Genomic DNA, 13118 nt, shown 5'->3' on the forward strand with positions numbered 1-13118 from the left:
CCCTCCGACTGGTCTCGGGTTAGGTCAGCACGATCTTTCTGGCGCTGACGTCGGCGATGATGGAAGAAATCCAGTAGCCTTCGTTGGCCGGGTAAGTCCCCGCCTTGCCGTTCAGCTTTGGCATGTTCGTGCCGCCGGCATGGTGCAAGGCAATCGTGTTCCATCCGTCATCGAACACCGGACTGCCGGAGGACCCGGGCTCCGTCGGCGCATGATAGTGCACACGGCAGCGCGTCGGGGTGGGAGGCGTGCCGCCTGGCGGCCCCTCGTGATCGAGCAGCGCATTATCTTGCAGCGAGATCGACATCGCGTTGCCGCCGGCGTGGCCGATGACGTAGACGAGCGACGTGGAGCGATGGGCGGCAAGGCTGGNCGCCAGCGGCAGCGGTTGAACGTCGGCCGGGACGCTCTCAAGCCAAAGCAGTGCGAAGTCAAGCCCGCCTGTCGTTGGCGAATCGGCGATAAGTTGGCGAATAGGGATGCCAACCGGCGTTACGTTCGTCGACGACGGGACCTCGAAAATGACATCAGCGCCGCTCGGAGGCGGGGCACCGTAGAAGCCGGTCGTGTTGACCACGTGGTAGTTGGTCAGGATGAGGACAGCGTCTGTCGGCGTGATGCCGAAGTCGCCGGCGCGGACGGCGAAGCCGGTTCCGTTGCGGTAGCCCTTCTTTGGGCCGCTGGTAAAGCGGATTGCCGCCACCGACGTCGCCCGTTCGAGCCCGGTGCGGTACCACGGGATTGAGACGGCGCCGATCTGGCCCAGTTTTGCTTCGAGCTCTTCCGGCAGCTTGGTATCCAGCGCTTCACGGATGCGTGCCGGTGGCATGGTCAGGCTGGGGTAGGGTCGTGACTGCAGGCTGCCGCCTGCCTCCAGCAGCTTGGCTTCTAGGAGTTTGACGATGGCTTCGCCAATTTGGCTGTCCTTTTGGACCTCCCAGACATCGCGGAACTGGCGCAGTGTGCTGGCGAGGTGAAACGGCTTGACCGCCGGATGCTTGACGTAAACGCCGAGGGCGTTGAGAGCGTCCTCCAAGTCGCCCAAAGCCACCTGGGTCTCGGCCAAGCTGGCGCTCCACCACGGATCGGACGCCTGCTTTTCGGCGGACTGTTCATGCAGCGTCTTTTGCACCGCGCTGGCTATGGTCGGCATATCCAGTTCGGGAAACACCCGCATCCNCCGCTTGCGCGCCGCATGCAGCACCGCGCAGAGATTGACCCCCTGCCAATAATTCTCTGGCTTGCGCTCGTAGGCGGCGCGATAGGCCTCGACCGAGAGCCGCAAGGCATCGGCGGCGCCGGAACTGGAGGGGTCGGCTGCGTCAAGGAAGATCTGCTTATTGGCACGACCGAGTAACCCGACCAGCTCGTCTCGCTCTTCTTCGGCCTTTGCATCGGTGAAGGGACCTGAGAGCGCTGTGCTGATCACGTCGGCAGCAATGGTCGCCATGCCGCGATCGACCAGACTTTGCGCTAGTAATTTCCTGACGCGGGGATTGTCGCGACGGTGCCGGCTCACCGCCTCCGCCAATGTTCCGAGTAACTCGAACTCCCGCTCGCTGCGCAGCACGTCGAGCATCGCGAGGGCATCGGTTATGACCGGTTCGCTTGGCCGCGAATACAGCTTCTCGACAAGTCCCTGGGCTTGTTTGCGCAAGGCCGCCCTTGCGGCATCAACGTCCTCGCTCGGCGTGGTATCCATGGCACCCCCTCCAGGTTTACGCGTGAATACAGAGTATGGTCCCGAGAACACTCGATCGCAGCACACACGGCAGGATGCGGAAATACTACCCCGTTTGGCATCGTGGCTCAATGCCGGCCAGCAGCTAAGGAATTAGAACCCCAGGATTGGCGATGGCGGCATCGGCGGCGACGAGGCGTTGGGCCAGCCGAATGCGGCAAATCCGCTCTGCCGAAACAACGCTGCTCGCTACGCCCGAGGGACGCTGTTCTGGGTGCCGCATCGACGCTGGTGGGTCGCCGATCTGCACCTGGAAAAAGGAGAGCGCCTTTGCCTGCCGGGGCGTGTTGCTGCCGCCTTACGACAGCCGGGCGCCGGACCCTCGCTATTGCCGGTTACCGCCGGGCGGGTTGCGGCCGAAAATCACCGCGTTGGGGTTGCGATCGAGCGTGTTGGCAAGGGCGCTGATTGAGCGCGCGGCACTGCCCAGGTCCTTCAGCGCGGTGACCAATTCGTAGTTGAGCTGCGAGCCAGGCTGGATCATCGAGTTGGCGCTGGCGAGCAGTTGCTGCATCGTGTCGAGAGCCTTGACGGCGTCGGCCATTGCCTGGTCGCCCTTGGTGATAAGGCCGCGGGCGTCGCCGGCGCGAGCATCAATGGTGGCAAAAGCGGAGCGCGCAGTAATGACGGCATCGCTCGCCTGAGCAAGCAACGGTCCTAGCTGGGTGTCGAGCGTGCCGGCCACCTTGTCAATCTTGCCGAGGGCGGCGGTTGCATTGTCCAGCGCCGCCTCAACCTTTGGGCTGTTGACGAGGCGATTGGCGCCCTGCAACAGCTGGCGGACGTCGTTGATCATGTCCTCCAGCGGCAGCTGCGAGACTTTGCGGTAGACCTCCTGCAGCGTCGCCTGCACCGCTTCCAGCGTTGACGGCAGCGTTGGAATTTCGAGGCGATCGGGGAACGTTTCCTTCTCTTCGCTGATTTCGGCGTAGGGATAGAAATCGAGGTTTATCGCCAGTTGACCGGTGACCAGACTGGACACCGACAGTTGCGCGCGCAAACCGCGATTCTGGATGTAATCGCGTAAGACGGTGCCATGATGCACCGAATGACTGGGATCGTCCGACCCGGTGAGGTCGACGATGCTGTCCGGGTAAATGTCGGCGAATACGGTGATCAATACGTCCCGCGTTGAGGACTGATAGCCGATGAAGATGTTGGTGACTTCGCCCAGCTTGACGCCACGGAAGGTGACCGGCGCCCCGACGTTGAGACCGGCGACCGAGCGGGGAAAGAACATCACCACCGGGATCGACTTGCGCCACAGCTTGCCGCCACCGACGGCGATGATGCCAACGATAAGCAGCGCGATCGCGCCGAGAACGAAGATTCCGATCAGCTTGGGGTTGCTCTTGATCGCCATTGTCGTCGTCTCGTCCTCTACGGCTTAGCTGGGGTGCGGCGCCGGCGCTTGCCGACGCAGGAAATTCTGCACCTTCGGATCGGCGCATTCCTTGAGGAGATGGTTGGGGTCTCCTCCGGCGATCATCGTTTTCGACTCGGCGTCCAGGAACACCGAGTTGTTGCCAATCGCGAAGATGCTCGCGATCTCGTGGGTAACGATGACGATGGTGGCACCCAGGCTGTCGCGCAGTTCGAGGATCAGATCGTCCAGCAGGCGCGAGGTGATCGGATCAAGGCCGGCGCTGGGTTCGTCGAAGAACAGGATCTCGGGGTCGAGGGCAATCGCCCGCGCCAGCGCCGCGCGCTTCTGCATCCCGCCGGAGATTTCCGCCGGATAGTACGCCTCGAAGCCTGCAAGCCCCACCAGCGCCAGTTTCAGCGAGGTGATGCGGGCGATCTCCTTTGGCGGCAGCGTCGTGCGCTCCTGCAACGGGAAGGCAACGTTCTCCGCCAGCGTCATTGAGCTCCACAACGCCCCCTTCTGGAAGAGGACGCCTGTGCGCGCCAGAATGCGTTGCTGGTCGGCAGCTGAAGCTTCCCATAGGCTCTCTTCGCCGTAGCGAACGGTCCCTGCAGCCGGCGCATTGAAGCCGATCATGTGCCGCAGCAGCGTGCTCTTGCCACAGCCGCTGCCGCCCATAATGATGAAGATATCGCGGCGGTTGACCGCGAAGGTCAGGTCACGCTGCACCACATATTTGCCGTAGGCCATGGTCAGCCCATCGACCCGAATCACCGCCTCTTGTTGGTTCATCGTCTGCCGGCTCCGGTCAGATGCGCAGCACGTTGGTCACCACTGCAAAGATGCCGTCGGCGACGATGATCCAGACGATGGCGGTGACCACGGCGTGGGTGGTAGCTTCACCAACGGCGGCGGCGCTCCGGCCGCTCTGGATGCCAGCGTAGCAGCCGCAACTGGCGATGATGACGCCGAAGATCACACTCTTGCCGATGCCGAGCATCAGGTCCTTGAACTTCAGCCAGCGTAGGGTCTGCTCGATGTATTGCGCCGGCGACAGGTCCAGCATGCCGGTACCCACCAAGAAGCCGCCGAAGATACCAAGAAAGTCGGCGTAGATGCACAGCAGCGGCATCATCAGGATCAGCGCCAGCATCCGGGGCATCACCAGGTAATCCATCGGGACAACGCCGAAGGTGCGCAGCGCGTCCACCTCCTCGTTGACCTGCATCGTCCCCAGTTGGGCGGCGAAGGCGGCACCTGTCCGTCCGGCCATGATGATCGCCGTCATCATCGCGCCCATCTCGCGCAGCATGGCGATGCCCACCAGGTTGGCGACATATGCCTGGGCGCCGAACAGACGCAGTTGCACCGCGCCGACGAAGGCGAGAATCATGCCGATCAGGATGGCGATCAGCGAGACGATCGGCAGCGCCTGGGCGCCGGACTGCTGGATGAACAGACCAAGATCGGAACGCCGGAAGCGGCAGCGCCCGCGTAGTAGTCGCCCGAAGCTGTAGGTGCATTCGCCAAGAAAGGTGAGCGCCTCGCCGGTGTAACGCCACATGGCAAGCGACAGGATGCCGAGGCGATCAAAGAATGGTGGCGCTTCCGCCTGCCGCTTGACGTCGTCCCGTTCCGGCACCGTGGTTGCTAGCACCAGGAGCCGCCGCACGCCCTCCGGCAGCGCGGCAAAATCGCAGGGAACCATGCGATCGGAGCAGGCTTCGTGGACGTCGAGAAGGAAGGTCAGCAGGCTCGAATCCCAGCCGGCAAGCCCTTTGGCGCTGACGATGAGTCTGGCAGGCGGTGCTTCATCGAGCGCGTTGACCACAGGGTCAGCCGAGGGCAGGCCATGGGCGATGCGCCATTCGCCGGCTAATCGCAACGACAACACGCCAGCGGCCAGCCGCTGCACTTCAATGGAATGTGTCGCCGCGCGGGTGTCAGTCTGTTGCAAAATCGATGATCCCACCGCCCAAGCAGAGCAGCCTTAGGCTCTTTGCCGCCGTCGGTCAATCAACCGGGCTGCAAAAGCGTCTTAGCGTTTGGCGGAGCCGGCCGACGATCGCAAACGCTTGCACCGGTGTTGGCGGCCGCGCTTTATTGCTCGCGTGCCCGCTTGCCACCGCCTGCCGACGGGGAGCAGGCTCGGTCGGGTTCGAGATCTCTGAGCAAGGGTGATCCATCCGGTAAACGGACCGTGGACGCCTACCAGCAAGAGTTAACAATCAACGGGACATAGGGGGTAAGCCATGCCAACCGTGACCTTTAAGCATTCGGGCATCAGCGTCGAGGCCGAGGAAGGGGAATGGCTCTACGACGTTTGCGACCGTTCCGATGCTGGCATTCCGTTCGCGTGCAAGGCGGGTGCATGTGGGACCTGTGCAACCCCGGTGGTCTCCGGAATCGAACATCTGGCCGACATTACTGCCCGCGAAGCCCGGACGCTCAACAACATGCGGCTAGATCTCGACACGCATCGGCTGCCGTGTCTGAAGGACGTGGGCGCTGGTGATGTGGTCTGGGGCCAACCGGTCAATGTTGCCGAGACGGCCACCACACTTGGCAGCCATACCGTCCTCGTCGAGTCGTTCCGGCCGCTCAATCTCAGCGTCGCCGAGGTCCGCTTCTACGTGGGCAGCGAGGGCTTCGCCTACCGGCCCGGCCAGTACATGATTTTCATGGTCCCCAACCTGCCGCATCCCATCCGCCGTTCCTATTCCATCTCCACGCCACCGTCGGACGTCCGTCACTTCGAGGTCTGTGTGCGCTCAGTTGCTGGAGGTGCCGGTTCGAACTTTGTGCACCGGCTGCGTCCCGGCCAGACCCTGCAGGTCGAGGGACCGTTCGGCGATTTCGTCCTCGATGAGGACTCGCCGCGCGACATCATTATGATCGCCACCGGCACCGGCATGGCACCGATCAAGTCGATGCTGATGCATCTGCTGGAACGACGCAGCCGCCGGCGGGTGCGCTTGTTCTTCGGCCTGCGGCACGAGTCGGACTTGTTCTACACCGACCTGCTGCGTGGGCTGCGGGCGCATTATCCTGGGTTCGAATACAAAGTCATCCTTTCCTGCGCCGATCCAGAGACCTGGTCCGGGCCACGCGGCCGGGTCACCGACCTGATCGAACGTTATGTGACGCGCAAGGACGCGGAGCACAGCGAAGCCTACATCTGCGGCGGCCGGCCGATGATCGAAGCCTGTGTCGATCGGCTGGCGGATCTCGGATTCCCTGCCGAGGCCATCAACTACGAGCGCTTTTTCTGACGCCGGCGGTTCTGCATCCAGTGGAAGTTTCAATCTACGTTGACGCCGATGCCTGCCCGGTGAAGCGCGAAGTCTATCGCGTCGCCGAGCGGCACCGGACAACCGTTTACGTCGTCGCCAACAGCATCATCGCCTTGCCGCGCGATCCATGGATTCAGCGGGTGGTGGTCGGTTCCGGACTCGATGCCGCCGATGACTGGATCGCCGAACGTGCTGCCTGCGGTGCCATCGTCGTTACCGCCGACATCCCACTGGCGGCGCGCTGCGTTAAGGCGGGGGCGGTGGTGCTGGCGCCGAACGGCCGCGCGTTGAATGACGATTCCGTGGGCATGGCACTGGCGACGCGGAACCTGATGACCGACCTCCGCGCTGCGGGGGCGATGACACGCGGGCCGAAGCCGTTGACCGATGCCGACCGATCGAAGTTCCTGGCGGCCCTGCACGAGGCCATTGTTCGCCTGCAACGTTCTTCCTGACTGCGCCGTTCTCGCTGAATTGAAACCGCAGCCGTTCCGCCCCAGGTGTTGAGGGGTTGTCCGCAGATAGTTCCGCGTCGGACATGGAACGACGGAATTGCTCACAGAGGTGCAGGAGGCAACAGGTGCCAACCTTGATCACCAAGGATGGGACGGAAATCTACTATAAGGATTGGGGCTCCGGACCGACGGTGGCCTTCAGTCATGGCTGGCCGCTCAGCGCCGATGCCTGGGACTCCCAGATGTTTTTTCTGGCCTCCCATGGCTATCGCTGCATCGCTCACGATCGGCGGGGACACGGTCGCTCCAGCCAGCCGTGGCACGGCAACGAGATGGATACCTATGCCGACGATCTAGCGGAGCTGTTCGTCGCCCTTGATCTCAAGGATATAGCGATGATCGGCCACTCAACCGGCGGCGGTGAGGTGGCGCGCTACATCGGCCGTCATGGCACCGGCCGTGTGGCGAAGGCGGTGCTGATGGGGGCGGTGCCACCACTGATGCTGCAGACGCCGGCTAACCCGGGCGGCCTGCCCATGGCGGTATTCGACGGCTTCCGCAGCGCCTATCTGGCAGATCGGGCGCAGTTCTTCCTCGACGTGGCGAGCGGCCCCTTTTTCGGCTTCAACCGGCCGGGAGTGAAGGTATCGCAAGGCCTGATCCAGGCTTGGTGGCTGCAGGGGATGATGTCCGGCCACAAGAACGCCTATGACTGCATCAAGGCCTTTTCGGAAACGGATTTCACCGCGGATCTGCAGAAGTTCGATGTGCCGACGCTGATCATTCATGGCGATGACGATCAGATCGTGCCCATAGGCGCTGCGGCGCTGCGCTCGGCAGAACTCGTCAAGGGCTCGACGCTGAAGATCTATCCCGGCGGCCCGCACAGCCTGGGGAATATGAGAAAAGAGCAGCTGAACGCCGATTTGCTGGCGTTCCTTCGCTCTTAAGCTTCGGTTGCCGTCCGTTCGCTGCCTGTAGAAGCGGTTAGCGCATCTGCAATGTGAGCGTGACGCGGCAGTTCGCGGCGGTCGTCCGGCGGCGGTGCTTCGCCGTTCTGATCGCCGCGAACTGGACGTGTTAGATGTCGCGGGCGGGGGTGAAGGACTTGCCACAGACACAGGTGGATTCTGCGCCCGGGTTTTGAAAGACGAAGCCGCCGCCTTCGAGATTTTCCACGTAATCGACGCGCGTACCCTTGATCAGCGGCCCGGCTTCGCGATCGATGAAGAGGCTGAAACCGTCGTAATCGAAGATCTCGTCGCCGGGCTTGGCGTCGGCCTCGAGATCGAGCTTGAATTTCAATTCGGCGCAACTGCCGGCTACGAGTGCGAGCCGCACCCCTTNCGCTTCGCCCTGGCTGCGGCCGACCGCGCGTTGGATGGCGCCGACCGCGGTGTCTGTCATCTCCAGCATTGGGTTCTCCCACCAGTAAGGTTAGGCGGCAGACTCAGCAAATAGCGAGCCAGAAGCGTCCAGAGAGATGAAGGTTTGTTTAATCGTGTGCGAGGTCGGGCGTTGCCGATCTGACGTTGGCAACCACGCGGGGCAGGCCCAGCACGTTCAAATAAGCCGAATTTGTTCGGCAGTTCTGCGGCTTGATAGTCTCAAGATAGTCGTTGAGTGCCTTGGTGACGACGGACCTCGGTGGGCGATGAGATGGGACGCGATCGATCGTCGCTATCGGATCGCGCCGCAGCCAAACGCATCGAACACGCCTGGGACGGCTTTCAGGGATGGTCACTCTACTTTCGGCCTGGATCTAAGGTACGTTTCGTTACCCATGTCGCCAGGCCGAACTCCTGAGGAATGGTGCCGGTGAAGGGACTCGAACCCCCACTCCCTTGCGAGAAACGGATTTTGAGTCCGTCGCGTCTACCATTCCGCCACACCGGCACGGCATGATCGTTAACATACATGGGTGTGGCGCGCCAGAGGGGCTGTGCGCGGCGACCCCCTTGAGTCGATCGTCGCCGGTCAGTGGCCATCTTCTCGGAACCGCCGAAGTGAGGCTCCGCTGTATTGAGGATCAGCGCGACATCTGGCCGGTGCGGGTGCTGTGCGATGCGCTGGAGGTCTCGGCCAGCGGCGACGACGCGTGGCCGGCAGTGCGAGCACAGCGCTGCCGATATTGGTCTGCAGCCGGACTCCTCGCCCGTAGCGGACTTACGGCGTGCCGGCCTGCGCAGCAGTGCCGGCGAAGAACTGCTCGGCGGCCGGATGCCAGGGGATACCGACGCCGGTGGTGGCGGTCGCCCGGCTGATCTGCGAGCCGGCGGCGCTGCCGGCAGCGAAGAAATCGATGCCGTCGAAGATCTCGTGCAGCAGCATCCGCACCTGTGCGTCGGGCAGATCGGCGCGCGCCGCCAGCAGGGCGGCGACGGCTACGGTGCGCACCGGTTGCGTCTGGCCATGATAGGTGCCGGCCGGCAGGGTAGCGGCGACGAAGCCGGTCTCGGGATTTACCAGCCGTGCTTGTACGGCCTCGCTCAATGACAACAACCGCAGTCCGCCGCCGGTAACCCGCTCCTGGTAGAGGCGCGCCGGCGCACTGATGGTGGCGATCACCGCATCCAGTTCGCCGCGCTGCAGCAAGTCGAGGCCGTCCGCCAGCCCCCGGCCGCTCGCCTCGCCGAGGTCGGCGAAGGTCAGCCCGGCGACGGCGAGCAGTGCTTCCGCATCAAGACGGCTGCCCGAGTCGGGTAGGCCGACCTCGACGCGCTTGCCCTTGAGATCCTCCAGGGTTTTTATCGGGGAATCATGGCCGAGAATGACGTGCAGTTGCTCAGGGAACAGACTGGCCAGCGCCCGCAAGTTCGGCACCGCGGCGCAGGCCAGCGGTCCACGGCCCGCCTTCGCCTGCATGGCGACGTTGTTCTGCACCAGGGCCGCATCACACCAGCCGGCTGGCGAGCAGACTGACGTTTTCGACGCTGCCTTCGGTGCTGACCGCCTGGCCTTTTGCCTTGGTGTTGTTGACGGCGGCGGCGATCAGCGTCGCCACCTGCTGATACTCTCCCGCTTCCGGTCCGCCGGCGATGACGAAAACACCGCCGAGCCGGTCGAGACGCGCCTGAATCCGCGAATAGGCCCGGCTGAGTTCGTTGGTGATGATGCTACGGCGGTCGACCTCCGGGCCGGCGTCGGCAAACAGGGTGCGGATCGTATCGACGATCTGCAGCGCCTGCGCCGGCGGACCTGTGTTACCTTCCGGCGGCGCCTCGGCCACCGGCTTGCGATCGACGTCGATCGGCTGCCAGTGGCCATGGTCGTCCACATAGGCGACGGTGCCGTGGACGTAAAGGGTGTCGCCCTTTTGGTTGCCGCCCTTCTTCAGCCCGGTGATGCCCTTTTCGGTCGCGCCGAGAATGTCGCTAACGGCGGCGAGGTTTAGGCTCTGCCAGGACGACAGGTCGATGTCGCGGTCCAGGGTGAGCGCGGCGTTGTAATAGACGATGCGGCGATCGCGGCCTTGCGCATCGTCGGTCATCGGACTGCTGCCGGCACGGCGGATGGTGTCGAGGTGGGCGGTGCCGTCGCCAAAGGCCTGCGCCACCCGCACTTGTACGTCTTTTTCAACCTCTGCCTCGCCAGGACCGCCGCCGCAGGCGACGAGGAGAAGGCAGAGGACGAAGATGGCGAAGAGGCCGAGGCGATGGGCTGCACGGTGCATTGGCATCATCCTCTTCAAAAGCCGAACCACGGAAGCGTGAGGACCCCCTGCAGCAGCAGCGCATTGGCGATGTCGATCAGGAAGGCGCCGGTGATCGGCACCAGGAGGAAGGCCAATGGCGAGTGGCCATAACGGCTGGTGATCGCCTGCATGCTGGCGATCGCCGTCGAGGTGGCGCCGAGCGCAAAGCCGATGTGTCCCGCCGCCAGCACAGCTGCGTCATNGTTGCGGCCCATCACCACGAAGGTGACGAGGACGGCATAGAGCACCACCGCCACCGTCTGGACCAGAAGAATGACCAGCATCGGCCCGGCGAGATTGACCAGTTCCCACAGCCGCAGCGCCATCAGCGCCATGGCCAGGAACAGCGACAGACTGACCGTCCCCAGCAGCTCCAGCGTGTTCGCATCGATGGTGTAGATGCGGGTAAAGCCGATGATGTTGCGGATGATGATGCCGATGAACAGGCACCAGACGAACGTCGGCAAGGTAATGCCGGGAATCTTGATCACGGTCGACAGTACGCTGCCGCCGGCGACGCAGGCCATGATCAGCAACACGGTTTCAAGAAAGGATCCCGGACTGAGCGGTCGCCGGTCGTCCGGCCCGATTTCGCCGGGCACGGCCATCTCCGCCGTGTCGGGTGCACCCCGCAGCTTGAAGCGCGCAATCAGCAGGTGTGCCACCGGCCCGGCGAGGGTGCCACCCATGACCAGCCCGAAGGTCGCGGCGGCCATCGCCACCTCCATCGCGCCTTGCAGGTTGTTCACTTCACCGAAAAGCTTGCCATAGGCCACTCCGGTGCCATGCCCGCCGGAAAGCGTCGTCGAGCCGGCGAGCAGGCCGAGCAAGGGGCTCAGGTCCAGGCTCAGCGCCGCAGCGATGCCGACCGCGTTCTGGATGACGAGAAAGAGCATGACGAGGAGGGCGAACACCACCAGCTTGCGGCCGCCGACCAACAGCATCCTTGCGTCGGCGGCGAGACCGATAGTGGAGAAGAACGCCAGCTGAAACGGCGTCTGCAGCGCCATGTCGAAGGTGATCCGCACGTCGAACAGGGCGCGCGCGGCGGTCAGTAGCCCGGCGACGATCAGACCACCGATCACCGGCTCGGGAATGCTGAAGGTGCGGAGGAACTTGATGCGGGAGATGAGCAGCCGGCCAACGATCAACACAAGGATGGCTATGACCAGGGTCAGCGCAACGTCGACGTCGATCTGCATGCAGGACTCCGGCCAGCAGTTTAAAGCGCTCTACCACGTTCGGAGGGCGTTCGCCAGCCCACGCGCAGTCGGCGTGGGCGGCATAGCCTATGCATTTCCCGGCCCAGCGGCAGGCGCCGTTAGGCTTTACAGCCAGCCGCGATGCTTGAAATAGCGGAAGGGTAGGATTGCCGACAGCAACATCAGCAGCAGGGCCAGCGGATAGCCCAGATGCCACCCCAATTCAGGCATCTCATTGAAGTTCATGCCGTAGATGCTGGCAACCAGCGTCGGTGGCAGGAAAACGACGGCGATAACGGAAAATATCTTGATGATATTATTCTGCTGAATGCTGACCATGCCGAGGGTTGCATCCAATAGCAGAACAAGTTTCTCCGACATTCTCTCAACATAACCTTCAAGTGAAAGAATATCTCGCTGCAGATCCTTGATCCGTGTCCTGATTTCTTTGTTGTTCATCTGGCGCATGTTGGTATCGAGGAAGGTCAACAGCCGCTGTAGGCCGATCAGACTTTCGTCCGCTTTTGAGCAGCGGATGGCGTTCAGTCCGATGTTCTTGATCGTCGGCCCGAAGTCGGTGGCCTTGGTGTTGTTGGTGTCGGCCGGGGAAAAGATGTCCTTGGACAGGGTGCTGACGTGGGAGTCCACGGCCTCCAGCGTATCGGCGATGCGATCGACGATCGCGTCCAGCAGTTCGACCAGTGCCACCTCCGGCGTGCGGCAGAGGCGCGGCTGCGACTGGATCCGATTGCGGAAGGTTTCGAACGGCATCGGCTCGCAGTAGCGCAGCGTCGTCAGCATGCCTTCCGACAGGACGAAGGTGATCGCGCGCGTCTCCGGCTCGGGCGTATCGGTGTTGTTCAGCACACTCGCAGTCAAGAACAGGGATAGTCCCTCACGGTACAGACGGCTGGAGGGCTCGATCTCGCGCATTTCCTCCGGTGTTGGCACGTCGATGTCGGCCAGCGCCTTGATGGCGGCGTTTTCTTCGGCGGTGGGATTGAGCAGATCGGCCCAGATCAGGCCATCCGGAACCGGCTGGCCGTTCTGCAACCGGTCGGCGACGATGCGACCAGAGCGCAGGCAGTAGAGCGTCAGCATCTTTCCGGGTCCTTTTGTGGTGCGACGACGGCGGCAACGGCGGACAGAAGCAAGGGATGGCGCCGCAGGGCGGCAGGACGCGGGGTGAAGGTTGGTGGTGGCGGGGCATGGCAATACCCTGGCGGAGGAGCCGGCCGGACCTTGGGGTCTTGCCTCGTCTGACGCCAGCGTTTCGCTTGACGACGACGGTAAACTTCGCAGACTGCAGCTGGCGCCTCGGTTAGCACATCGGCCGCCCAGACGCAAATCACATGGAATAACAAATC

General features: G+C 63.2%; 12 protein-coding genes and 1 tRNA gene. 3 read left to right on the forward strand and 10 right to left on the reverse strand.

The window, feature by feature from the left end; translation table 11 throughout:
• Nucleotides 1-19 precede the first annotated feature (19 nt).
• The 4 genes from HQ394_RS12405 to HQ394_RS12420 form a co-directional block, all read right to left on the reverse strand.
• On the reverse strand, nucleotides 20-1702 hold the full coding sequence (locus HQ394_RS12405) for a serine protease (protein ID WP_190260523.1): 1683 nt from the start codon (nucleotides 1700-1702) through the stop codon (nucleotides 20-22).
• 364 nt (nucleotides 1703-2066) lie between these two features.
• Complete coding sequence (locus HQ394_RS12410; protein WP_190260524.1) at nucleotides 2067-3104, reverse strand: MlaD family protein; 1038 nt, start codon at nucleotides 3102-3104, stop codon at nucleotides 2067-2069.
• A 24-nt stretch (nucleotides 3105-3128) separates the two neighbouring features.
• A complete protein-coding gene (locus tag HQ394_RS12415) occupies nucleotides 3129-3899 on the reverse strand; it encodes an ABC transporter ATP-binding protein (RefSeq protein ID WP_190260525.1) in 771 nt (256 codons plus the stop codon).
• Nucleotides 3900-3915: 16 nt separating this feature from the next.
• Complete coding sequence (locus tag HQ394_RS12420; protein WP_190260526.1) at nucleotides 3916-5064, reverse strand: ABC transporter permease; 1149 nt, start codon at nucleotides 5062-5064, stop codon at nucleotides 3916-3918.
• Between the two features lie 295 nt (nucleotides 5065-5359).
• On the opposite strand from HQ394_RS12420, the gene HQ394_RS12425 reads away from it, so the two are divergent.
• The 3 genes from HQ394_RS12425 (at nucleotide 5360) to HQ394_RS12435 (ending at nucleotide 7805) form a co-directional block, all read left to right on the forward strand.
• Complete coding sequence (locus HQ394_RS12425; RefSeq protein ID WP_190260527.1) at nucleotides 5360-6379, forward strand: FAD-binding oxidoreductase; 1020 nt, start codon at nucleotides 5360-5362, stop codon at nucleotides 6377-6379.
• 20 nt (nucleotides 6380-6399) lie between these two features.
• Entirely contained in the window at nucleotides 6400-6855 is a 456-nt protein-coding gene (locus HQ394_RS12430; RefSeq protein WP_223291556.1) for a YaiI/YqxD family protein, read from the forward strand.
• 125 nt (nucleotides 6856-6980) lie between these two features.
• Nucleotides 6981-7805 (forward strand): alpha/beta fold hydrolase, encoded by an 825-nt coding sequence (locus HQ394_RS12435; RefSeq protein ID WP_190260528.1) that lies wholly within the window; start codon nucleotides 6981-6983, stop codon nucleotides 7803-7805.
• Between the two features lie 130 nt (nucleotides 7806-7935).
• On the opposite strand, the gene HQ394_RS12440 is transcribed toward HQ394_RS12435, so the two are convergent.
• The 6 genes from HQ394_RS12440 to HQ394_RS12465 form a co-directional block, all read right to left on the reverse strand.
• A complete protein-coding gene (locus HQ394_RS12440; RefSeq protein ID WP_190260529.1) occupies nucleotides 7936-8271 on the reverse strand; it encodes a HesB/IscA family protein in 336 nt (111 codons plus the stop codon).
• A 394-nt stretch (nucleotides 8272-8665) separates the two neighbouring features.
• A tRNA-Leu gene (locus HQ394_RS12445) sits at nucleotides 8666-8751 on the reverse strand.
• Between the two features lie 270 nt (nucleotides 8752-9021).
• Entirely contained in the window at nucleotides 9022-9738 is a 717-nt protein-coding gene (locus tag HQ394_RS12450; protein ID WP_263053723.1) for a TAXI family TRAP transporter solute-binding subunit, read from the reverse strand.
• A 10-nt stretch (nucleotides 9739-9748) separates the two neighbouring features.
• Nucleotides 9749-10528: a hypothetical protein gene (locus HQ394_RS12455; RefSeq protein WP_190260531.1), complete on the reverse strand. Its 780-nt coding sequence runs from the start codon at nucleotides 10526-10528 to the stop codon at nucleotides 9749-9751.
• Between the two features lie 14 nt (nucleotides 10529-10542).
• Complete coding sequence (gltS, locus tag HQ394_RS12460) at nucleotides 10543-11751, reverse strand: sodium/glutamate symporter (RefSeq protein WP_190260532.1); 1209 nt, start codon at nucleotides 11749-11751, stop codon at nucleotides 10543-10545.
• A gap of 126 nt (nucleotides 11752-11877) precedes the next feature.
• Nucleotides 11878-12852, reverse strand: a complete 975-nt coding sequence (locus tag HQ394_RS12465; RefSeq protein WP_190260533.1) for a magnesium transporter CorA family protein — start codon at nucleotides 12850-12852, stop codon at nucleotides 11878-11880.
• Nucleotides 12853-13118: the final 266 nt, after the last annotated feature.

The sequence above is a fragment of the Defluviicoccus vanus genome, from assembly GCF_014672695.1.
In the GTDB taxonomy this organism is placed as follows: domain Bacteria; phylum Pseudomonadota; class Alphaproteobacteria; order Rhodospirillales; family Defluviicoccaceae; genus Defluviicoccus; species Defluviicoccus vanus.

Coding starts and splice junctions, on each gene's coding strand:
- HQ394_RS12410 (WP_190260524.1), bottom strand. CDS start 3,104: ATGGCGATCAAGAGCAACCCCAAGCTGATCGGAATCTTCGTTCTCGGC.
- HQ394_RS12415 (WP_190260525.1), bottom strand. CDS start 3,899: ATGAACCAACAAGAGGCGGTGATTCGGGTCGATGGGCTGACCATGGCC.
- HQ394_RS12425 (WP_190260527.1), top strand. CDS start 5,360: ATGCCAACCGTGACCTTTAAGCATTCGGGCATCAGCGTCGAGGCCGAG.
- HQ394_RS12455 (WP_190260531.1), bottom strand. CDS start 10,528: ATGCACCGTGCAGCCCATCGCCTCGGCCTCTTCGCCATCTTCGTCCTC.
- HQ394_RS12465 (WP_190260533.1), bottom strand. CDS start 12,852: ATGCTGACGCTCTACTGCCTGCGCTCTGGTCGCATCGTCGCCGACCGG.